Below are 22,107 nucleotides of genomic sequence, written 5' to 3' on the forward strand. Positions count from 1 at the left end.
CCAGCCGGGCGGTGCAAGCGAGCCACGGCGCTTCGATCTCGCGAGGAGACTGTCGCCATGAGCTGGACCCGGGAGCAACGCAACGTCACGATCGCCGCCTATCTCGGCTGGACCCTCGACGCATTCGACTTCTTTCTGATGGTCTTCGTGTTGAAGGATATCGCCGCCGAATTCAACACGAAAATTCCCGCCGTCGCGTTCGCCGTCACGCTGACGCTGGCCGCGCGCCCGGTCGGCGCGCTGATCTTCGGCCGGCTCGCGGACCGCTTCGGCCGCCGCCCGACGCTGATGATCAACATCGCGTGCTACTCGCTGCTCGAACTGGCCTCCGGCTTCGCGCCGAGCCTGGCCGCGCTGCTCGTGATGCGCACGCTGTTCGGCATCGCGATGGGCGGCGAATGGGGCGTCGGCTCGGCGCTGACGATGGAAACGGTCCCGACGCACGCGCGCGGCTTCGTCTCGGGGCTGCTGCAAGCCGGCTATCCGAGCGGCTATCTGCTTGCGTCGGTCGTCTTCGGCCTCTTCTATCAGTACATCGGCTGGCGCGGGATGTTCATGGTCGGCGTGCTGCCCGCGTTCCTGGTGCTCTACGTTCGCGCGAAAGTGCCCGAATCGCCGGCTTGGCGGCAGATGGAAAAACGCCCCCGCGCAGGGCTCGTCGCCACGCTCAAGCAGAACTGGAAGCTGTCGGTCTACGCGATCGTGCTGATGACCGCGTTCAACTTCTTCTCGCACGGCACGCAGGATCTGTATCCGACGTTCCTGCGCGAGCAGCATCATTTCGATCCGCACACCGTTTCGTGGATTCTGATCGTGCTGAATGTGGGCGCGATCGTCGGCGGCCTGACATTTGGATCGTTATCCGAAAAAATCGGCCGCCGCCGCACGATCTGCATCACCGCGCTGATCGCGCTGCCCGTGTTGCCGTTATGGGCGTTTTCCAGCGGCCCGCTGCTGCTTGCAGCCGGCGCGTTCCTGATGCAAATCTCGGTGCAGGGCGCGTGGGGCGTGATCCCGGTCCATCTGAACGAAATTTCCCCGGACGAAATTCGCGCGACGTTCCCCGGCTTCGTCTACCAGTTCGGCAATCTGCTCGCATCCGGCAACGCGACGATGCAGGCACAGTTCGCCGTCGATCACGGCAACAACTACGGCCTCGCGCTCGCCGCCGTCGCCGGTACGGTTTCCGTGGTGATCGCCGTGCTGATCCTGTTCAGCCGGGAACGGCGCGGTATCGACATGACGCAGGCCACCGCCGCGACACCGGCGGCCAGATAGCCGTTTGCGCGGCGGCGCATCATCGCGCAGACGCCATCGGCGCGACGCGCCGCGTATGATCCGTGCGGCAGCGCACCGGACTCTAGAGGACTTTATCGACAAAGAGTGCTTGCCGCCTCCCCGCCCTGCTTCTTATCTTATCGGCAAACGGTTGTTTCAATTACAGATTTGAATCGCTTGTTCGCGTACCGGGAAACCGGCAAGGGAGGCGGAACATGGCAGTTCGACAAACCAGCCGGCAATCCGGCGGGACGAAGGCGCGCATCCTCGATGCAGCCGAAGATCTTTTCATCGAGCATGGCTACGAAGCAATGTCGATGCGGCAAATCACGTCGCGTGCGGCAGTGAATCTAGCGGCAGTCAACTATCACTTCGGCAGCAAGGAAGCATTGATCCACGCGATGCTGTCGCGGCGGCTGGATCAGCTGAACGACGAGCGGCTGCTCATTCTCGATCGCTTCGATGAGCAACTCGGCGCGAATGTCACGTGCGAGCACATACTGGGCGCGATGTTCATTCCCGCGCTGCATGCGTCGCGCGATCCGCAACGCGGCGGCCGCGCGCTGTTGAGGCTCATCGGCCGCGCGTACACCGATTCGTCGGCGTTCGTTCGCAACTTTCTGACCGCTCACTACGCGCCCGTCGCCGGCCGCTTCTTCGATGCGTTCCAGCGCACGCTGCCGAATCTGCCGCGCGCCGAGCTTGGCTGGCGGCTGCATTACGCGATCGGCGCACTCGCCGGCGCGCTCGCGGGAACGGAAACCGAAAGTCTGATCGACGAATTCACGCAAGGCCGCACGCTGAACGACGTGCAAATGATCGCGCGGCTGGCGTCGTTGATCGTCGCGGTGCTGAAAGCGCCGATGCCGGGCAAAGAAGAGTTCGCCGTCTTCGAATTGGTGCTCTCGAGCCTCTCGTCGAACAGCCGGCTCAGCGCCGCGCAAGCGGCCACCGAGCCGCCGCCGGCCAGTCGCGAGTCGATGATCGTCGCGCCGTTGACCGAAGCGCCGCCGGCATCGACATCGGCGCCCGCACACGCATGCGCCGACGAACCGGCCTCGGCCGCCGCGGCCACGCCGTTCGTCGAGCCGGTTGCCCACGACGCCGACGCGCACGAGATTCAGGCAAGCTGACGCCGCGACGAGCGGCGCGCAGGGTGTGCGCGCGACGGCGCCGGACACGGCCGGCGCGGCCGCCCCGGCCGCGCGCATCGCCGCCGATCCCGCGGCAATGACTATAAAACCCAGGAGACAAGCGATGACCGCCTCTGTTGCGTCCACGTCGACCCATGCGCCCAATACGGACGGCCGCTGGTATGCGTCGTACCTCGCCGGCGTGCCGCATGAAATCGACATCACGCAATACGATTCCCTTGTTCAGTACTTCGACGAATGCACGACGCGCTACGCGCAGCGCATCGCATACATCAGCGCGGGCGCGCGGCTGAGCTATGCCGCGCTCGCGCGCAAGGCCGACGCATTCGCGTCGTATCTGCAAAGCATCGGCGTGAAGCCGGGCGAGCGCGTCGCGATCATGCTGCCGAACTCGTTTCAGTATCCCGTCACGCTATTCGGCGCGTTGAAAGCAGGCGCGATCGTCGTCAACGTCAATCCGCTCTACACGGCGCGCGAGCTTGCGCATCAGCTCAAGGACAGTGGCGCGCGAACCATCGTCGTCTTCGAGAATTTCGCGAAGACGCTGCAAGAGGCGATGCCGGAAACCCAAATCGAGCACATCGTGATAACCGCGCTCGGCGATCTGCTCGCCGACGGCCTCAATCCGAAAGGGCGGCTGATCAATTTCGTGCTCAAGCACGTCAAAAAGCTGGTGCCCGCTTATCAGTTGCCGAATGCCGTGCGCCTGCGCGCGGCGCTTGCGGCGGGCGCGCGCCATCCCGCCGCGCCCGTGGCGATCAAGCGCGACGATCTCGCATTTTTGCAATACACGGGCGGCACGACGGGCGTCGCGAAAGGCGCGATGCTCACGCACTCGAACCTGATCGCGAACCTGCTTCAAGCCAAGGCATGGGTCGAGGGCCAACTGCTGGACGACATCGAGACGGTGCTCACGCCGCTGCCGCTGTATCACATCTATTCGCTGACGGTCAACGCGCTGATCTTCCTCGGCCTGGGCGGGCGCAACATCCTGATCGCCAACCCGCGCGATACGAAGACGATGATGAAGATCCTGCGTCACGAGACGTTCACCGGCATCACCGGCATCAACACGCTGTACAACGCATTTCTCGACGACGAGGAATTCCGCCGGCGCGACTTCTCGAAACTCAAGCTCGCGATGGCGGGCGGAATGGCCATGCAGCGCGCCGTCGCCGAGCGCTTCGAGGCGGTGACCGGCTGCCCGATCGTCGAAGGCTACGGGCTCACCGAGTGCTCACCGATCGTCACGATGAACCTTTACGACGCCAAGCAAAAACGCGCGTTCAGCGGCACGATCGGACTGCCCGCGCCGTCGACGCTCGTGCGCTTTCGTAAAGACGACGGCACATGGGCAAACGTCGGCGAACCGGGCGAGTTATGCGTGCAAGGGCCGCAAGTCATGCGCGGCTATTGGCAGCGTCCAGACGAAACCGCGAAGGTGCTCGACGCCGACGGCTGGCTCGCCACGGGCGACATCGGCGTGATGGACGAACAGGGCTTCATCCGCCTGATCGATCGCAAGAAGGACATGATTCTCGTATCGGGCTTCAACGTCTATCCGAACGAGATCGAGGAAGTGCTGGCCGCGCATCCCGGCATCCGCGAGGCGGCGGCGATCGGCATTCCCGACCCGTCGCGCGGCGAACTCATCAAGGTATTCGTCGTGCCGCGCGACGCGTCGCTGAGCGCCGACGACGTGCTCGCGTATTGCCGCAAAAATCTGACGGGCTACAAGATGCCGAAGCTCGTCGAATTCCGCAACGAACTGCCGCAATCCAACGTTGGCAAAACGTTGCGCCGCGTGCTGCGCGACGAGGAATTGGCCAAGCGCGCATCCAACGGCCCGGCCGATCGCAAATGAGCGCGCCCGTCACGCGGAAACGGTGCGCGCGCGCTCGTGCTTTGGCCGCGGCACCTTCGCCCGGCAATAGGCCGTTCGGGGCACGAAAGGCCTGCCTGCTGACTCTGAGCGGCTTGGCTCGAAACGAACCGGATATTCATGAAGAGACTCAATGATTACCGCATCGGCTGCGCGCCGACGCATCGGCCGCGATCGCCGTGGCAGCCGGTGGCGCGAGTGGCGCAGGTTGCGCGGCTCTGCGCGAACGCCGCGGCGTTTGCCGCGCTGTGGCTGGGCTCGCCGGACGGCCCTCGGCCCACACAAGCCCAGCCGCACGAAACACACGAAACGGCTGCGGCTTCGGCCGCCGCCGAAGCCGGCGCGGCAGCGGCACTGCCTGCCGAGTTGGCGAAATTGGCAACGCTGCCCGCCAGCCAGCAAGCGCGCGGGTTGCGCGCCGCCGCACGCCAAGGTGCGCTCGAGAAACTCGACGACGCGACGCTCACCGCGCTGTTCCAGTCGCTCGATCCGCAAGCAGTGCCGGACTACATCGCGGCGGGGCCGATCGGCTATCCGTCATACGAATTTACAATGCTGCGGCAGGAACGCATCGACGGCAAATGGTCGGACAAGCCCGATCACATGCTTGTCAAGGTGACGCGCGAGCCGCTGCGCGTCTATGCGAAATGGTTGCCGGACGGCGCGCACGGCGGCCAGGAAGTGATCTACGATTCGACCAAGCGCGCCGACGAGATGTACGGGCACCTCGGCGGGCTGCTCGGCAAGCTGCCGATGTGGACGGCGCTCGACGGCACGCTCGCCCGCGCGCAATCGAACCATCAGGTGCGCGATCTCGGCACCGAATTCATCGCGAATCTTTATCTGAGCGAAGCGCGAAAATATCGTGACGCGGGCGTGCAAAAACCCACGCGCATCGAGGCGAAAACGATCGGCGGCGTGCGCGTCATCGCGCTCACCTACGAAACCCCGGGCCGTCCGCTGTTTTATGCAAAACGGGCGACGCTCGGCCTCGATCTGCGGCAGCCCTATTTTCGTACCGTCGAATCGTATGACAACGACGGGCGAATATTCGAGCGCGTGATATTCGAGAAAATCACACCGAAATCACTAGGCGATTCCGAATTTGATCCCAAAAATTCGGACTATCACTTCTGAGCGGCGCATCGTGCCGTCCACCCTGCCACCGATCGATGACAGAAGCGCGCACGCCAAACGGCGCGGGCCCGACGCGCGTTTTTACCGGCCGATACCGCACACCGGCGGCTCGACGCGGCATGCCAGCCGGTCGGCCGGCGGCTGACGCCGCAGCCGGACCCGGTCGCGGCGCATTCGGGCTGCGGCTCAATCGTCGTCGTGATGATGCCGCTTACGCCAGTGCTTGCGGTAATGCTCCCAGCGCTCGTGATCGTCATCGTCCTCATCGCCGCGCCAGTAGCCGCCGTATGCCGGATAAGCGACGACGGCGGGCTGCGGCGCGACATACACCGGTTGCGGCGCGACGTAGACCGGCGCAGCCGGCAGGCCGAGCCCGATCGACAGATCCACGCCGCCCGCCGACGCGCCCGCCGACGCGCCCAGCGCGACGCTCGCCAGCAGCGTCATGATCAGCTTTTTTTTCATGTTGTCACCTCGGTTCGCCGGCGTCGGCCGGCTCGATGCCAGTACTCTAGCGAGCCCGGACGTCAACAGGTGCAACGGATGTACGAGCGCTGTAACGCAACGTAACGAAATGGTGTCAGAGGCCGCCGAAACGCACGTTGGCCGATCGGCCGCATCGCACAAACGGGCCGAACCGTCTATAGTGGGTAACGGTTGGACACAAACGCTCGCGCACGCGTCGCCTTCGAACAGGGTAAAATCCCGCCACACGCTGTGAAAACTCGCATGCGGCGAAACGCATAACTCTTATTTAACGCCGGCATCTGCCGCTTTTGAATGGCCAATCCTGCAGAATCCCATCCGCAAAACGATTTCATCAATGCCGCGCGCAAGGAACGCAAGCGCGTCGAAATTTATCTTGTCAACGGCATTCGCCTGACGGGATGCATTGAATCGTTCGATCAGTACTTGGTGATGCTGCGCACGCCCGTCGGCCTGCAAGGCATCTATAAACGCGCGATCTCGACGATCCAGCTCGATACGGGCGGCTCCCGCCCAGGCGGGCCGCGTGGCCCGCGCACGGGTGGCGGCCACGGCGGCGGAGGCAGCCACGGCGGCGGCCGGCCTGGCGGGCGCGAAGGCGGCGGCCACGGCCCTTACGGTTCGCACGGCGGCCATCGCGAGCAGCGCGGCGACAGTTTCTACTCCCGCGAGCCGCGCGAGCCCCGCGAACCGCGCGATTACGGCACGCCGCGCGAGCCGCAAGAAGGTGTGACGACCCCGTCCACGTCGGAGCGCAATACGAGCAGCCCCGTGATCGTTACGCGCCGCCGGCGTTCGCTCGGCCCGACCGACGGCCAATAAGCGCTGATCGAACCCCGTCGCGCTGAAAAAAGCAAGCCGTGGCCGGCTTGCTTTTTGCCGCGTCTCGCCCCTGCGTCGCGTCTCACGCCCGCCGCACCAAACACCGGCGCATGACCGGCCATCGCACGCCGCCAACCGGCCTCCACGGCCAACTGCATCGTATTTGCGCCACCATTTCGGCAATTTCGCGTTTGCCGGCGCGAGCGCCCGATCATTCGCTTTCGCGGGTTTCGGGTTCTTCGTCAAAAATCTGATATTTGCGCATCTTCTCCCACAGCACCTTGCGGCTGATTCCAAGGTGCTGCGCGGTATCCTGACGGCGCCATCCGTTCGCATCGAGCGCAGCGATCACGCGGCTGCGCTCGGCCATATCCCACTTGCTGCGATCGACGAACACGTCCGCCGCGCTCTCGGCCGGCACCGGCTGCGCCCGGCGCGCATGCGCGACGAGCCGTTGCAGCCGCGCGGTGTCCCAGCCGCCCGTCTGCCTGACCGTCACGCCGACGCGCTCCGCGAGGTTGCGCAATTCGCGCACATTGCCGGGAAAATACGAATCGGCAACGGACTCGGCAAGCCAGTAAGGCAACTCCGGAAGCTCGGCAAGCCGTGCGTCGCCGACCACCGACGCGACGAACGTCTTGAAGAGCGCGATCTTGTCGACGGCGCCCCGCTCCTCGAGCGACGGAATGTTCAACTCGATCACCGCGAGCCGGTAATAGAGATCCGCGCGAAACAGGCCGTCCTTCACGAGCTGCGGCAGCTTTTTATTGCTCGCCGCGACGAGCCGGAAATCGACCTTGACGGGCGCCGTCGCGCCGATTCTCAGCACCGCGCCGTCCTCGAGCACGCGCAGCAGCTTGACCTGCTGATAAAGCGGCAGGTCCGCGACTTCGTCGAGAAACAGCGTGCCGCCCGCCGCCTGCTCGAAATAGCCCTTGTGCGTGCCGACCGCGCCCGTAAACGACCCTTTCGCATGCCCGAAGAACAGCGATTCGAACAGGCCGTCGGGAATCGCGCCACAGTTGACGGCAACGAACTCGCCTTGCGAATAGCGCGAATGCTTTTCGTGCAGAAGCTGCGCGATCCGCTCCTTGCCAACGCCCGTCTCGCCGTGCAACAGCACGTTCGTATCGCAATCGGCGAACGTGTCGACTTCCTGCAGCAGCGTCTGCATGCATTCCGAATGCGCGATGAGCGTCGTCGGCGCAAGCGTCTGCGCCGCATGCGCGCGAAGCTGCACCGCGAGCTTCGAAATCATCGCGCGCAACTCCGCGCCCGTGAAATCGAGCGGCAAGATATGCGAGTACTCGGGCGGATACTGCGACGGATCGTGATCGCGCGCCGAGCCCACCCAGATCACCGGCATGCCCATGTCCGCCTGCCACGAGCGCAGGAACGCCGAGCCGTTTTCGATCATCGTGACGCTGATGATCGCAAGCGACGGGCGCAGCGCCGTGCGCTTGGGCGAAAGCGTTGCATTGTCCGCGCGGATCACCTCGACGTCGAAGCTCGACATGCAGCGCGCGACCCGCTCGACGATGTCGGCCTTGCCCTCCCACACGTAGAGGTCGAGTCCTTCGATTGCGTTCGCGTTTCTCATCGTTATATGTGAATCAATTCAGTAAACCGTTTGCGCGGCGCCGCAGGTCAGTGCCTCGTTATGGACCGTCGCAACGCCGACCTGCACGCCCAGCAGATTCAGCAGCGGGACGACCACCTGGTCGAGTGCGCCAAGAATCGGCGTGAGAACGCCGGTCAGTAGATTGAGGAGCGGATTGAGGATGAATTCGAGAGGAAGAGACGCGTCGAGGATCGATATGTCAAGCCCCTTCGGCTGAGACCATGACGACGCAAGCTGCGACAACGCGTTCGCGAGCTGCGAACCCACGGCGTTTGAATTGGCGGACTGATAATCGTCCGCATCGCCCGTGACGCCATTAAACGTGAGCTTCACCGCGTCGGATTGCGGCGTTTCGACGGGCAATTGAGTGCCCTTCGTCTTGAGTTCGATCAGCTTGCGACCATGCAACACGCCCAACGACAAAATCGTCGTGGGTTGGCTGCAGACGGAGTTCAGCGATGTATTGGGATCGCCAGACGGCAATTGTCCAATGCAGAGGTTCGCCAGCCCGGGCTGCACGCCAACGACTGCCGTGCTTGCCGAAGCAGTGGATTCGCAATTCGTCTGTTCCAGCCACGCCCGGCCCGTCGAAACCTCCAAGACTATCGGCACATGCACCGAGATCTGCACCAAATTGCCCAAGATAAGCTGCAGCAAACTCAAGACCGGCGCCAACAATCCTGCCGGTATTTGATTGTGCTCAGTATCAAGCGCGATATCCAAATAAAGCCGAACCATTGCATTGCTTGTCTGCGTGCGCCAATCGCCCGTCGCCGGATCGATTCCGGCCTCGCCGAGCGCGATCGACGGCGGCGTGTTGATCTGCAGATTCAGCGTCGCGTGGACTATGCCCAGATTCAAGCCAACCGGCACATTGATCGCCGGCTGCCCGGCTTGACCGACCTCGGCCGCGACCATCAGCATGTCGAACAGATTGACCTTCGCGTCGAGCGCGGCCTGCTTGTCGGACAGGCCGAGCGAAATCACGCCGGGCGCGCCCGGCCGGCTGCCGAGATTGATCAGATTGCCGCCGCCGATGCCCGCCGAAAGCATCGACTGCATCGCGTCGAGACTGATCTGCCGGCTTGCATTGACGACCTGCGTCCTCGTCAGCGCGTCGATCATCAGTTGCACGAACTGAGCGGCCGTAATCTGCGTATTCAGCAGCGCATCGACGGTCGTGACGTTCGCTGCCACCACCAAATCGCTGATCTTGATCTGCGTGGCCGCGAGCGCCTGATACGCCCCCACCGCCAGACTCAGATTCGTATGCAGCAACGCGCCGAGCAAGCCGTTGACGAGACCTCCCTGCAGGCTCGCGAGCGTCGTGCCGACCGTGAACTGATCGGTGTTGGTGGCTTTCGCGATCGACGTCGCGGACAGCGTGCGCCTGGGGCCGACGAAGAAAAACGGCACGTCCTGCTCCACCGTCACCTGCACCGCGTTCAAAGGCTCGACCTGCGCGACGAAATAGCCTTGCACGCTGGGAAAGCGCTGCGGGTCCCAGCGGCCGCACACGGGCGCAACCAGCGTGTTGCCGGACGCAGCCGGATCGAAACCGTTGGCCGCCGCGTTACTGGCCGCCGCCTTGGCCGGCTCGGTACACGCGTCGTTGACGATGCGTTGTGCGGCTGCGATCGCCGCCATATCCGCGACTTTCTGCAAGTCGCGGCGCACAAAAAACACATGGCCAATATCGATCGCGCCGAGCGTGGCGATCGCAACCAGCAACCATGCCACCGCGGCGACGGCAAACGAGCCGCGCTGGCGCGCCGGCGTTGCGTGCGCGGGCAGGCGAACACGCGGCGAGCGCTCGAATGGACGATGGGCTAACGGCATGCGTTTCCTCGCTGCGTCACGGCATTGCTCTATCACTGCGATCCCGATGTCGGCGTCAACAGATAATTCGCGCCTCCACCACCGCTGCTCCCATGCCCCATCCCTGCGGCCGAGCCATAAAACGGCGGAATCTTCGTCTTGAACGAATCGATGTAACGCCGGTAAGCGTGCGACGCCGCGTCGCCCAGCAGCGGCTGCGACGCGGCGGCCTCGCGGTTGCTGCGCTGAAGCTCGGCCCATGCCTGCGTCGCGTGGCCGACCTCCGATGCATCAGGCGCGGCGGATTGCGGCACTTGCACTTGCGCGTGCGCGGCTGTCACAGCGGTCACGCACGCGAGCGCGCCGGCCAAGGCAAATGCGAACGCCGCGCGGACCGGCCGCCCGCTTGACGAACCGGCAGCCGGAATCTGGATGGGGTCATGCGTCGTCATATCGACTCCGTAAAACGTCTGTTATTGCGAGTGCTGGCGCGCGGGCGCCGCCGCCGGCTCCAGCCCCGCGGCCACCGCCACGGGCACAGCATCATTGGCCGCTGCCGCAGATCCGCCCGCGGCCGGCGCGCTCGACGCATTCGCCGATCCCGCCGTACCTGCCGCGCTTGCCGCCTGCGCGCTGCCCGGCCGCGTCAAATTGCGCTGCCGCACTCGCGCGGCGGCGGCGATCTTCGCCGCATCGCTACGAATTTCGGTGCGCACGGCGCTCGGCAACTTCTGTTGATCCATCAGCCCAAGCGCTTCACGCGTTTGTCCCGTCGCAAGCAGAAAAAGCGCGAGATTGCTCAGAATCTTCGAATTGTGCTGATCGAGTTCCGCCGCCTTCATCAACGGCACGCGCGCGCCCGTCACGTCGCCGCTGCGCATGCGCGCATAGGCGAGATCGGACAGCGTCGGCGCATCGGTGGGCGCGAGCGCCACCGCCTGCGCAAGCTCTTGCGACGCGCGCTCGAAATCGCCCGACGCGCCGGCGAGCAGCCCCAGCCCGCGATGGCCGCGCGACGCAAGCGGCGTGTCGAGCAACTGCCGGTAGGCAACGGCGCTCGCGGCCGGCTGATCGGTCGCGCGCAACGCATCCGCGCGCAGCAGGATCGTGTCGGGCGATGCGCCATACTGCTTCTCGTAAGCGTCGATATGCGCGAGCGATGCGTAATAGAGCCCCTGCGCCTGCATCCGGCCAATCAGGCCGAGATACATACCGGGCGTATCGGGAGGCGCGCTCTTGTCGGCCGCGGCCTGCATCAGCGCGGCACGCTCGGCCTGCGCGCCGATCCCGTATCCCGATTCCTTGAACGCGCATGCACCGAGCAGCAGCGTGCACGCCGCCAGTGCCGCCATCGCCGTCGAAAAACCCGCTCGTTCCATGTGATTCCTTCCTTCGTTGCCCGCTAGCGATGCACGCCCGCGAGCGCATGCATCACGGCCAGCATCCCCGGCCCGGCCGTCACGATGAACAGCGCGGGCAGCAGCGTGACGATCATCACGCCCGTCATCTTCACGGTGAGGCGGCCGATGCGCTCGCGCAGCATCGCGCGGCGCACTTCGCGCAGGCGGTCGCCGAATTGCTTGAGCGGCTCCTGCACCGCGCCGCCGTGCTTGTCGACCTGGATCAGCAAACGCACGATCGCGCGCAGATCCTCGTTGTCGAAGCCGCTTGCCAGCCGCTGCAGCGACTGCTCGCGCGTGCGGCCCGCGACGAATTGCCGCTGCGCGATCGCAAGCTCCGACGACAGCACGGGCAGCATCCCCTTGAAATCGTGGGTGACGACCTGGATGCTTTGATCGAGCGACAGCCCAACGCCCTGCAACAGCCTGAGCATGTCGACGAGCAGCGGCATCTCGTCGACGACGGCCTGGCGCCGCGCCGCCGCGCGGCGCTGCACGTAAAGCTTCGGCAGCATGAAGCCGACGATCGCCGACAGTGCGATCGACGCAACCAGATATTTGTGGACCCGGGCGCCGCCGATCAGCATCACGATGATCGGCACGCCCAACGCGCAGCCGATCCGCGCGCTCAGGAAAATGCCGCGCGTGCGCGCGTCGACGTATCCGCATTGCTCGAGCAGCAATCGATCCTCGTCGGCCACGATCTGCTTGCCGAGCGGCGTGTCGAGCAGACGCATTCCGAACCGGCCGGCCCGCTCGAGCAGTGCCGAGAAACGCGCATGCCCGCCGTCCGTCGCCTGCTGCACATCGGACGCGCGCGGCCCCGCCGCGCTCGGCGCCGCCGTGCGCGCCGCCAGCGCCTCGAGCGCGGCGGCGCGCTGCTCGAGCGCATCGGCAAGCGTGCGGCCGCTTTTTTGCGCAAGCAGCACGCGCAGCACCGCGAGCACGGCCAGCATCAGCACGCCGAGTGCGCCCAGCATGAGCGCGATTGCTCCAATGCGAGCGGGCTCCATCGTCGTCACCTCAGCCGGGCGAGCCGGTACAGCCAATAGCCGCCGGCGAGTTGCAGAAAAAACGCGAGATAGACCAGCTCGCGCCCCGTCGGATCGAACCACATCGCGCTGAAGTAGCCGGGGTTGGTCGCAATCACGAAGCCGCCCAGCGCAACCGGCAGCAAGCTCAGCACCCACGCGGACAGCCGCGTTTCCGCCGACATCGCGACAAGCTCCCGCTCGGCCTGCTCGAGATCGCGCATGAAGACGGCCATCCGGTCGAGCATCACGTCCGCCCGGCCGCCGTACTTCACCGACAGTTTCAGCACCGAGCCGACAAGCTCGAACTCGTCGATCTGGTAAAGCCGCGCGACATGGAACATCGCCCGGTCGATCTCGACGCCCGAGCGCAGCAGCCGCGACACGTGGTCCAGACAATCGCGCAGCGGCTGCTCGGTCGTCTGCAGCGTCGCCTGGAACGCAGCCGGCACGCTGTTGCCGAGCGTGACGAGCCGCACGATGCCGTCGAGAAACGACGGCAGCTGGCGCACGATGCGCAGCCGCCGCCGGTTGATTCGCGCGACGAGCCAGAACGCGACGCCCGCCGCGCCGGCCATCCAGGCCGCGGCCATCGCGAGCAGGCCGCCCCGCATGCCCGCCCACAAGCCCGCAACGGCGATGACGGCGACCAACGCTGTCAGCGGCTTGCGGATCTCGGGCACGCCCGCGCGGCTCGATACGTTGAGCCATTGGTCGGCCACGCGCTCGCGCCAACGCGCGAACCCTTCGACGGGCCTCGCTCCCGCCGCGCCCCCAGTGCCCCCAGTGCCCCCAGCGCCCGCCGCCCGCCTCGGTTCGGCCGGCGGCGTCGCGCCGGACCGCGACGCCGGCTGAAGCCGGCTGTCGACAAAGCGTGCCGCATGCGCGCGCTCCCGATGCGTCTGGCCACGCCGCCACAGCGCGAGCGCCGCCGCCGCGCACAACAGCGCGACAGCGAGCGCCCAGAGCGCCGCGCTAGACATTGAAGCCTCCGCCGCGGCCGAACGGCTCGCCGCCGAAGCCGCCGCTCGCGAGCGTCTGCCTGAAGCGCGCGAGCTTGGGCGAATGCGGATGAATGCCGAGCGATTCCCAGTGATCGATCTCCTCGCCGTCGGCGCTCACGCGCGGTTCGTACCGGTAAAGTTCCTGCGTCGCGATGATGTTGTCGGACAGCCCGGTGACCTCGGTCACCGACAGAATCCGCCGACGCCCGTTCGACAGCCGTCCGATCTGCACGATGAAATCGATCGCGTTCGCGATCTGCCGGCGCAGGCTCGATTCGGTGCCCTGAAAGCCCGCGAAGCCGGCGAGCATCTCCAGGCGGTACAGGCACTCGCGCGGCGAACTGGCGTGAACCGTGCCCATCGAGCCATCGTGGCCGGTGTTCATCGCCTGCATCATCTCGAGCACTTCGCCGCCGCGCACTTCGCCGACGATGATGCGGTCCGGCCGCATGCGCAGCGTGTTGCGCAGCAGATCGCGGATCGTCACCACGCCGCTGCCGTCGAAGCCTCCCGGCCGGCTCTCGAGCCGCACCACATGCGGATGATTGAGCGACAGCTCGGCCGTGTCCTCGATCGTCACGACGCGCTCGGCTTCGGGAATATGAAACGCGAGCGCATTGAGCAGCGAGGTCTTGCCCGAACTCGTGCCACCCGACACCAGGATGTTGCAGCGCGCATCAACCGCGGCTTGCAGCAGCGCGCCGATTTCCGCGTTGAACGTAGCGTTCGCGAGCAGGTCCGCGGGCTTGAGCGGGTCCTTGCGGAACTTGCGGATCGACACGACCGGGCCGTCGATCGACAGCGGCTCGATCACCACGTTCACGCGCCCGCCGTCCGGCAGCCGCGCATCGACCATCGGATTCGATTCGTCCAGACGCCGCCCGATCGGCGCGAGGATCCGCCGCACGATCCGCAGCAAATGCGCGTTGTCGGCAAAACGCACCGGCAGTTTCGTCAGCATGCCGTGCCGCGACACGTACACGTCGTTGTAGCCGTTGATCAGGATGTCCTCGACATGCGGATCGGCCAGCAGATCCTCGATCGGCCCGAAACCCGCCAGCTCCTTGGTCAGCGCCTCGGCGATCGTGCGCACCTCGTTTTCGTTGAGCGGGATGCGGCGCAGCCGCACGAAGCTGTCGATTTCGAGATCGACGAACTGGTTGATCGCCTGCCGGGACCAGCGGCCGAATTCCGCGCCCAGCTCCTCGATGCGCGTGAGCAGATGCTCGTGCGCGGCGTTCTTGACGTCATGGAACTGCTGCGTCTGCGAGAACGGCGTCGCACCATCGGCGAATTGAATGTCGTGTCCCATCGGTTACGAGCGCTTGGAGGTGGGTTGAATGAGGCGGCGCAGCGCGGCAAAGCCGCCCGCGGAACGCGGTGCGGACGCGCCGGCGCGGCCCGCGAGCCGCTCGACGAGCGGCTCGAGCGCGCGCACGTAGGGATCGCGCTCGGCGTCGTCGACGATCAGCCGGCCGCGGTTGGCCGCATGGCCGATCGGCACGCGCCGCGACGGCAGCGTCGCCGTGAGCGCGATGCCGAGCCGCTCGGCGATCTGCGCCGGCGACAGGCCGAGCGCCGCATCGTACTGATTGACGACGAGGCGCAGCGCATCGGTGGACACGCCCGCATCGCGCAGCGATTCGAGCAGCTCCACCGCCGAGACCACCGACGCGACGCCCTGGTCGCACACGAGCCATGTCTCGTCGGCGGCGCCTGCGGCCTGCGCGACGAAATCGCGGTTCGAGAAGCCGCCGAGATCGACAATCTGATGATCGAAAAACGCGCGCAGCCGGTTCAGGAGGCCGACGCACGACGCATACGACACGTCGCGCAGCCCGGCGAGGCTGGGCGGCAGCGTCGTCAGCGCGACGCCGCTCGCATGACGCGCGAGCGCGGTGTTGACGAACGTGCGGTCGAAGCGGCGCAGGTTGCGCACCGCCTCGACGAAATCGAACTCGCAGCGCGTGTTCAGGAACAGCGCGCCGTCGCCCGCCGGCAGCCCGAGATCGACGAGCGCCGTTTGCCTGCCGTGCGCGGCCGTGCGCTTTTGCAGCAGCACGGCCAGATTCGCGGCGAGCGTGCTCGTGCCCATCCCGGCGCGCGCGCCGAGCAGCGCGACGAGCTTGCCGTGACGGCTCGGCTGCTCGCCCACGTGATCGAGCAGCCCGCGCGTGATGCGCAGCGCATCGTCGGCGCTGGCGGAAATGTCGATGAAATCGCGCACGCCGGCGCGCAGCGCGGCGAGCGCGCTTTCCGGCTCGGCGAGCGAGCCGAGCGCGACGATCGGCAGCATCGGCTGCGCGACGCGCACCGCGGCTGCCGCGGCGCTCGCCGCCTGCGCGTGCCCGCCCGAGAAATCGACGAAGACGATCGCCGGATTCACCCCGGCGATGCGCTGCGCGAGCGCGGCAGGCTCGAGCGATGCTGCCTCGACCGCGCCCGCCGCCACGAGGGTCTGCGCGAGCCACCGCACGTGCTCCCGGTCGGGCGACGCGCAGACGAAATAATCGGTCACGGCAGGTTCAGCCAAGGATTGCGTTCTCGCATTCATGTTGAAGCGCCCCTGTTGCACGCCGCATCGCGGCCCCCGCGCGCCCGCCCGGTAGCGCGCTCATTTCGAGAACCCCGGCCCCGCGTCCGGCGACAGCACGCCGCCCAGGTACGAGCGCCACACCGGCCCGTCGCGCTGCTCGGACAGCTCGCCCGGTGTAGCGGGCAGCGGCGCGTTCTTCGCGATCGGCGCAACCAGGTGCGGCGTCACGATGATCACCAGCTCCTTGTCGTTCTGCTGATAGCTAAGCTGCTTGAAGAATGTGCCGATCACCGGCAGATCGCCGAGAAACGGCACCTTGTTGACGTTCGACGTCGTCTCGCGATCGATCAGCCCGCCGATCATGAAACTCTCGCCGTCGCCCAGCTCGACGGTCGTGTCCGCACGGCGCGTCGTCAGCGCCGGCACCGTCACGCTATTGATCGTGATCGAATGCACGAAATCGAGCTGGCTCGATTCCGGCGCGACTTTCAGCGCGATCCGGCGCGGGCTCAGCACGGTCGGCGTGAGCGTGAGGCCGACGCCGTAGGGCTTCCAGTCGATCGACGTGGTGCCGAGCCCCTGCGGCACCGGCACCGGAATCTCGCCGCCCGCGAGAAAGCTCGCGCTCTGCCCGGACAAGGCCACCAGCGTCGGCTGCGCGAGCACGCGCGCGAGATTGTTCGCCTCCAGGATCGACAGGTCCGCGAAAATGCCGCGCGACATCGAGCCGACCACCAGGTTGAACGCGGACGCGATCGGCGCCACGCTCGACAGCGCCTGCGTGGAGGTGGCCGCCGCCGTGTTCGCCAGCGTCGAGGTCGTGACCGACGAACTCACGCCGCCCGACGTGAGCCCGCTTGGCGAAAACGCGCCAAACGTGAAACCGTTGTTCTGCTTGAAGATATTGAGGCCCGCTTGCTTGAGCACCGAGCGGCTGAACTCGACGACCCGCACATCCACTTGCACGACATTCTTGCCGCTGATCGACGAAGTGTCGATCAGCCCGCCGTCCTTGCCCGTCATCCCCCTGCCGAGCGCCAGCGCGCGCTCGTGCGCGTCGAGCGTGGCGGCCTCGCCCGACACGACGGTCGTGCCGTTGTACGTCTTCACGCTCGGCGCGCCGCCGCCCAGCACCGCGCGCGCCGCCGCGCTCGTGACGTTGACCGTATAGACGGACGGCTCGTCGCGCCCGCGCTCCCACACCATCAGGCTGGTCGAGCCCGGCGCCTTTGCGACGAGCAGCACGCCGCCGCGCCCGCCCTTGACGACGAGCACGTCGGCCACATCCGGATCGCCGATCGCCACCCGCTGCAAGTTGCGCCCGGCCGCGATCTGCCGCTGCCCGCCCGCCGCCAGCTCGATCGTGCCAGGCTGCTGGGCGTGCGCGGCAAACGACAAACACGCGACGAGCATCGTGATGCCCCATCCAATCAATCTATTTTTCATCGTGTCGGAAACCGGTGCGAGCCGGCCTTCTCCCTGCCGTCACTGTGCGAATGCGCTTCTTTCAATAGGCGAGCGTTTCGACCCGCCCGCCTCGTATCACTTCGATGCCGCCGCCCGCATGCTGCTGCGCTGCCGGCGCGCGCGCGGGCTCGGCCGGGCGGACGGCCGCGGCAGCGGCCGCGCCGTTGCTGCGCGACAGCTCGGCGAGCGACAGCCCGCTCGCCGCGAGATCCGACGGTCCCGCGCCGTTCGCCGTGCGCGCCGCCACCGTCTGGGCGGCCACTTCGGCGTCGCGCGGACTGCGCAATGCGAGCACGAGGCGGCCGCTCGCCTCGGCAAGCGTCAATGCGTCGACCTGCGCGGTCGGCACCGCGAGCACCGCGGTGCGCACGCTGACGCCTGCCGGCCCCGGCGCGCCGTCGCGATCCGGCGTCGCATCGCCGAACGCCAGCACGCGCACGCGCGACAACAGGAGCCGCGCCTGCGATCTGGCGATTTCCGCGCCGGTCGCGCCAAAGCCGCCGTCACGCTTCAGATTGACGAACACGTCGACGAAATTGCCGGGACGCAGGCGGCTGCCCACCGCGTTGGTCTCGTCGACCTTGATCGCGACCGCCCGCTCGCCGGGCGCGATCTGATCCGCGAGGCCGGACATCAGCCCGCCTTCGAGCACGGGCGACTGCGCCGCGATATCGGCCGCCGGCACGCGGCCCGCGACCAGCGCCGGATTCGAGAACACGCCCGCGAGCGGCGTTTGCACTTGCTGCACCTTCAACGCGTCGGCCGGAATCGGCTGGCCGGCCGGCAACGTGCGCGCCGCGACGACCACGGGCACGGTTCGGATCGCGACCGCGCTCGCGGCGCTCGGCGCGACGCTCGCCGGCTGCCGCGCGAGCAGCCACGCGTAAATGCCGAGCAGGATCGCGAGCCCGATCAGCAATCCCGCGATGATCTTGGTCAGATGAGTGGCCATGTTTGTTGTCGTCGAGTCGTCGAAACGGCAGCGAAAGAACCGGGTTGAAAAAACCGCGCCAGCGCCAAGGCACGGCAATGTCGGGCTTATATCGCGAAGGTCATAGAAGATTGGCGGGGTTGAGCTGCACCGTTGCCTGGCTCGACAGCGTCGACGGAACGAGCGCCGCGCCGAACAACGGGATCGCCGGAAGCAGCGGGTTCGCGGCGTAGGGATACGTGACCGTCACCTGGATGCAGTCCATCGACGGCGCATACGCACAACTCATCGACACGCATGCCGATTCGCTGCCCTTCGCCGCCAACCATCCCGTCAGATTTTTCGCGGCCGTGCATGCGGCATCCGCTCTCGCGGCCAGCGCGGCGGCCGGCGTGCTGGCCGCCTGATAGCCGAGCGCGGCGCGGGCGCCTTCCGTCGCGGCGAGCGTAAGCGTCTGCTGCGCGGCGAAGATCATCCCGTATGTCACGAGCCCATAAAGAATCATGAAAAACAGCGGGAACAGAATCGCGAATTCGACGGCGGTCGCGCCGCGCTGCCGCCGCGGCGTTGCGAACGTTTGCGCGGCCGGCGTGCGCTTGGCGCTCAACGCACGCCTCCGATATGGACGAGATACGCGAGCCACGCGGCGGCGGGCGCGACGAGGAACGCGGCGTAAGGCGTCGCCCGCCGCGCGCCGAGCGCGAGCGCAGGCGCGCCGGCCGGCAGACGGCTCGACAGCACGACGCCGAGCGCATGCACGCCCGCGGCGATGCTCGCGGCAATCCACAGCCACGGCAGCACCGGCAAACCGCACCATACGCCGAGCACCGCGAAGATTTTCACGTCCGCGGCACCCATCACGCGCAATATAAAAAACGGAAAAAGAAAAGCAAAACCGGCCAACCCGCCGATCAATGAACCGGATAATGTCGTACCAAATGGATTATGTCGGCTTATTGTAAAAACGATACCGGCCACAAGCCCGGCGAGCACCCATTGGTTAGGGATACGGCGATCACGGCAATCAGCAATCGCAACGCCCGCAGACCAGATGAAAAAAAGTCCGATACTGAATAATTGAATCATTTCAGCTCCAGCCGCATGAAAACGTCGTATGGATTGTCGGCGACAATCCATACGGCTGTAATAATGCGAAAGGAAACGGAATCAGTTCATCTTGCCGGCGCGTTGGTTTGGACCTGCCTGGCGATACCGGCAAACGCGTCCTTCAGACTGCCGGTCAGCCCAGTGTCTCCTCCAACGGCCGCTACGATAGCCACCGCCAGCAGCCCCGCGATCAGCCCGTATTCGATCGCGGTTACCCCTGCCTCGTCCTTCAGGAAGCGCTTGATCAGTGCTTTCATAATCGATCCTCGTGCCTTGAGTTCTCGTTGGCCTTCACTTGACGCTATCGGCCCGCCTCGCCTGCCGGCCGATTTTAACCGGCCGGACCAGACAGTTTTGTTATAACTCTTTTTTCATGAGTCGTTAACAATTTGATACAAGTTGACGATCCGGCGGCTTACGTCGCTTCGCGTTCCCCGATGTACAAATCTTTCAATCTACGCACGAGCGCAACATCATATATCCGAACCTTTATTTCTTCCACTTTTTTATTCAACTTTACCCGGCCATATATATAGCCGTCTGATGTGTATTTTTACGACCGATCGGTAGTCCTTACCTATCAGGATTTACGATAGGTTAGATATACATACCTAATCATCAGTAAAACAGACGATTCACTAGTCCACGCCTTTACTGTCTGTTACGCCGTGCGCGTAACGCCGAGCGCGCGACGTTACGTTACGAGACGCCGCGAAACGCGAGCACCGCATGCCATCCGGCCCCCTATCGGAAACCCTTACCGCCCTGCCCGCCCTCCTCATCCAGTAAGGCTTTCCGGTAGGCCCTCGCACCGGTTCGTTGCATCGTCCGACGCAATGGCACGACTGTTGCAGAGATGTGACCGCAGCAGCAACGCAATCAACAGACAAACCCCATGCGAGGACACGATGAACACCCAAACGATTGCTCATGGCACGCTCCGGACGACTTTGATCGCGGCCACCGTCGCAGCCATGCTCTCCCTCACCGCGTGCGGCGGCTCCGGCTCGATTAGCAAAGGCCTCAGCGATTCGGGCGCCGGCAGCGGCGGCGGCGCAATCTCCACGACGGGCGGCGGTGCGGGCACGGACGGCGCGGGCGGCGCGAACGGCGGCTCCGGTGCGAGCGGCGGTTCGGGTTCGACGACCACCGCGGGCGGCGGCTCGACCTCCGGCAGCGGCTCGACCTCGGGCGGCACCTCGGCTTCAAGCGCCAATGCAATCGGCACGGTCGCCGGCAACGCGGGCGGCGTCATCAGCAATGCGGGCTCGACCGTCTCCGGCGTCGGCTCGGTCATCGGCGGCACGCCGCTGCCCGGCGCGAATCCGCAATCGACGCAATCGCTTGGCGGGGTCGTCCAAAGCGCGGGCGGCGCGCTCAGCGCGCTGGGCAACGGCGTATCGAGCGGCCTCGGCCAGCTCGGTTCGCCGAACGCCAATCCGATCGGCACGACGGTCGCGAGCACCGGCAACGTCGTCAGTCAACTGGGCGGCGCGCTCACGCAAACCGGCAATCTCGTCACCAGTCTCGGCAATGGCCCCCTGTCGCCGCTCGCGCCGATCACGTCGCCGGTCGGCGGCCTGGTGACCACGGCCGGCAACGCGGTCACCAACGGCGGCGCGACGCTCGGCAACGCACTGTCGACCGGCCCCGTTCAGCAAGTCACGCAAGCCGTCAGCTCGGCGATCACGCCGATCACCACGGCCGTCGCGAGCACCACGCAGACGGTCGGCAACGCGACGGGCCTCGGCGCGCCCGCCAATACGCTGCTTGGCGTGATCGGCGGCGGAGTGAATCAGGCCGGCGCGCTGATCACCAAAACGGGCGGCGGCAATCCGGTCGCAACGGGCCTCGGCTCGACGGTGTCGTCGACGGGCGCCACGATCAGCTCGCTGGGCGGCCTGGTAACGGGCGGCTCTGCGCCGACCAACCCCCTCGCGCCGGTCGCAACGGCCGTGGGCGGCCTGACCAATGCGCTTGGCAACGCGACGGCAGGTACGCCGCTCGCGCCGGTCGGCGGCATCGTATCGACCGCCACGGGCGCGCTGACGAATGCCGCCGGCGGCGCGGCTGGCGGCAATCCGCTTGCCCCCGTCACCAGCGCGTTGACCGGCGCGGCCGCAGGCAATCCGCTCGCGCCCGTCACGGGGATCGTGTCGAGCGTCACCGGCGCGATCGGCGGCGCGGCCGGCGGCTCCGGCGCAAGCAATCCGCTCGCGCCCGTCACCGGCGCGCTGTCCAGCGCGACCGGCGCGGCGTCGACGAATCCGGTGGCCGGCCTCACGGCGCCGCTGACCGGCTCGAGCGGCGGCGCGGCAAGCACGGCCGGCGCGGCCGGCAACCCGCTCGCGCCCGTCACGTCCCTCATCGGCGGGCTGCTCGGCGGCGGCCACCGCAATTGAAGAGCAAGCCCCCATCCGGCATCGAGGAATC

Annotated in this window: 20 protein-coding genes; 6 read left to right on the forward strand and 14 right to left on the reverse strand. The window is 66.3% G+C overall.

From position 1 onward, the window contains the following. Positions 1-57: 57 nt before the first annotated feature. From AQ611_RS11260 to AQ611_RS11275, 4 genes are all read left to right on the forward strand, one after another. Positions 58-1,278: an MFS transporter gene (locus tag AQ611_RS11260; protein WP_069234568.1), complete on the forward strand. Its 1,221-nt coding sequence runs from the start codon at positions 58-60 to the stop codon at positions 1,276-1,278. Positions 1,279-1,493: 215 nt separating this feature from the next. After that, positions 1,494-2,411: a TetR/AcrR family transcriptional regulator gene (locus tag AQ611_RS11265; protein ID WP_069234569.1), complete on the forward strand. Its 918-nt coding sequence runs from the start codon at positions 1,494-1,496 to the stop codon at positions 2,409-2,411. A gap of 124 nt (positions 2,412-2,535) precedes the next feature. Next, positions 2,536-4,296, forward strand: coding sequence for an AMP-binding protein (locus AQ611_RS11270; RefSeq protein ID WP_069235268.1), 1,761 nt, complete (start codon positions 2,536-2,538; stop codon positions 4,294-4,296). 138 nt (positions 4,297-4,434) lie between these two features. After that, positions 4,435-5,451, forward strand: coding sequence for a DUF1571 domain-containing protein (locus AQ611_RS11275; protein WP_231935829.1), 1,017 nt, complete (start codon positions 4,435-4,437; stop codon positions 5,449-5,451). 186 nt (positions 5,452-5,637) lie between these two features. On the opposite strand, the gene AQ611_RS11280 is transcribed toward AQ611_RS11275, so the two are convergent. Next, positions 5,638-5,916 (reverse strand): PXPV repeat protein, encoded by a 279-nt coding sequence (locus AQ611_RS11280; protein ID WP_069234570.1) that lies wholly within the window; start codon positions 5,914-5,916, stop codon positions 5,638-5,640. Between the two features lie 315 nt (positions 5,917-6,231). Between AQ611_RS11280 and hfq the strand changes: the two genes are divergently transcribed. Beyond that, on the forward strand, positions 6,232-6,759 hold the full coding sequence (gene hfq, locus AQ611_RS11285) for an RNA chaperone Hfq (RefSeq protein WP_069234571.1): 528 nt from the start codon (positions 6,232-6,234) through the stop codon (positions 6,757-6,759). A 211-nt stretch (positions 6,760-6,970) separates the two neighbouring features. Here hfq and AQ611_RS11290 read toward each other — a convergent pair whose 3' ends face one another. From AQ611_RS11290 to AQ611_RS11350, 13 genes are all read right to left on the reverse strand, one after another. Next, entirely contained in the window at positions 6,971-8,359 is a 1,389-nt protein-coding gene (locus AQ611_RS11290; protein ID WP_069234572.1) for a sigma 54-interacting transcriptional regulator, read from the reverse strand. 18 nt (positions 8,360-8,377) lie between these two features. Next, positions 8,378-10,219 carry a TadG family pilus assembly protein gene (locus AQ611_RS11295; RefSeq protein WP_069234573.1) on the reverse strand — a complete coding sequence of 614 codons (1,842 nt, stop codon included), beginning with the start codon at positions 10,217-10,219 and terminating at the stop codon, positions 8,378-8,380. A 32-nt stretch (positions 10,220-10,251) separates the two neighbouring features. Continuing rightward, the gene (locus AQ611_RS11300; RefSeq protein WP_069234574.1) at positions 10,252-10,650 is read right to left on the reverse strand and encodes a DUF3613 domain-containing protein; all 399 of its coding nucleotides are present in this window, start codon (positions 10,648-10,650) and stop codon (positions 10,252-10,254) included. 21 nt (positions 10,651-10,671) lie between these two features. Next, on the reverse strand, positions 10,672-11,577 hold the full coding sequence (locus tag AQ611_RS11305) for a tetratricopeptide repeat protein (RefSeq protein ID WP_069234575.1): 906 nt from the start codon (positions 11,575-11,577) through the stop codon (positions 10,672-10,674). A gap of 23 nt (positions 11,578-11,600) precedes the next feature. Beyond that, positions 11,601-12,611 (reverse strand): type II secretion system F family protein, encoded by a 1,011-nt coding sequence (locus tag AQ611_RS11310; protein ID WP_069234576.1) that lies wholly within the window; start codon positions 12,609-12,611, stop codon positions 11,601-11,603. Between the two features lie 5 nt (positions 12,612-12,616). Further along, positions 12,617-13,612, reverse strand: coding sequence for a type II secretion system F family protein (locus tag AQ611_RS11315; protein WP_069234577.1), 996 nt, complete (start codon positions 13,610-13,612; stop codon positions 12,617-12,619). Continuing rightward, positions 13,605-14,945, reverse strand: coding sequence for a TadA family conjugal transfer-associated ATPase (locus AQ611_RS11320; protein WP_059518475.1), 1,341 nt, complete (start codon positions 14,943-14,945; stop codon positions 13,605-13,607). The genes AQ611_RS11315 and AQ611_RS11320 overlap by 8 nt, the downstream gene beginning before the upstream one ends. Positions 14,946-14,948: 3 nt before the next feature. Then, a complete protein-coding gene (locus tag AQ611_RS11325; protein WP_059518477.1) occupies positions 14,949-16,187 on the reverse strand; it encodes a fimbrial protein in 1,239 nt (412 codons plus the stop codon). Between the two features lie 60 nt (positions 16,188-16,247). Next, a complete protein-coding gene (locus tag AQ611_RS11330; protein ID WP_069234578.1) occupies positions 16,248-17,615 on the reverse strand; it encodes a type II and III secretion system protein family protein in 1,368 nt (455 codons plus the stop codon). 61 nt (positions 17,616-17,676) lie between these two features. Beyond that, on the reverse strand, positions 17,677-18,588 hold the full coding sequence (gene cpaB / locus AQ611_RS11335; protein ID WP_069234579.1) for a Flp pilus assembly protein CpaB: 912 nt from the start codon (positions 18,586-18,588) through the stop codon (positions 17,677-17,679). A 100-nt stretch (positions 18,589-18,688) separates the two neighbouring features. Continuing rightward, complete coding sequence (locus AQ611_RS11340) at positions 18,689-19,174, reverse strand: TadE/TadG family type IV pilus assembly protein (protein WP_059518483.1); 486 nt, start codon at positions 19,172-19,174, stop codon at positions 18,689-18,691. After that, positions 19,171-19,653 carry an A24 family peptidase gene (locus AQ611_RS11345; protein WP_069234580.1) on the reverse strand — a complete coding sequence of 161 codons (483 nt, stop codon included), beginning with the start codon at positions 19,651-19,653 and terminating at the stop codon, positions 19,171-19,173. Before AQ611_RS11345 ends, AQ611_RS11340 begins: the two co-directional genes overlap by 4 nt. An 86-nt stretch (positions 19,654-19,739) precedes the next feature. Then, positions 19,740-19,931: a Flp family type IVb pilin gene (locus tag AQ611_RS11350; protein WP_069234581.1), complete on the reverse strand. Its 192-nt coding sequence runs from the start codon at positions 19,929-19,931 to the stop codon at positions 19,740-19,742. Between the two features lie 651 nt (positions 19,932-20,582). On the opposite strand from AQ611_RS11350, the gene AQ611_RS11355 reads away from it, so the two are divergent. Next, positions 20,583-22,076, forward strand: coding sequence for a collagen-like triple helix repeat-containing protein (locus AQ611_RS11355; RefSeq protein WP_069234582.1), 1,494 nt, complete (start codon positions 20,583-20,585; stop codon positions 22,074-22,076). Positions 22,077-22,107 lie beyond the last annotated feature (31 nt).

Source organism: Burkholderia singularis, from assembly GCF_001718875.1.
Classification (GTDB): domain Bacteria; phylum Pseudomonadota; class Gammaproteobacteria; order Burkholderiales; family Burkholderiaceae; genus Burkholderia; species Burkholderia singularis.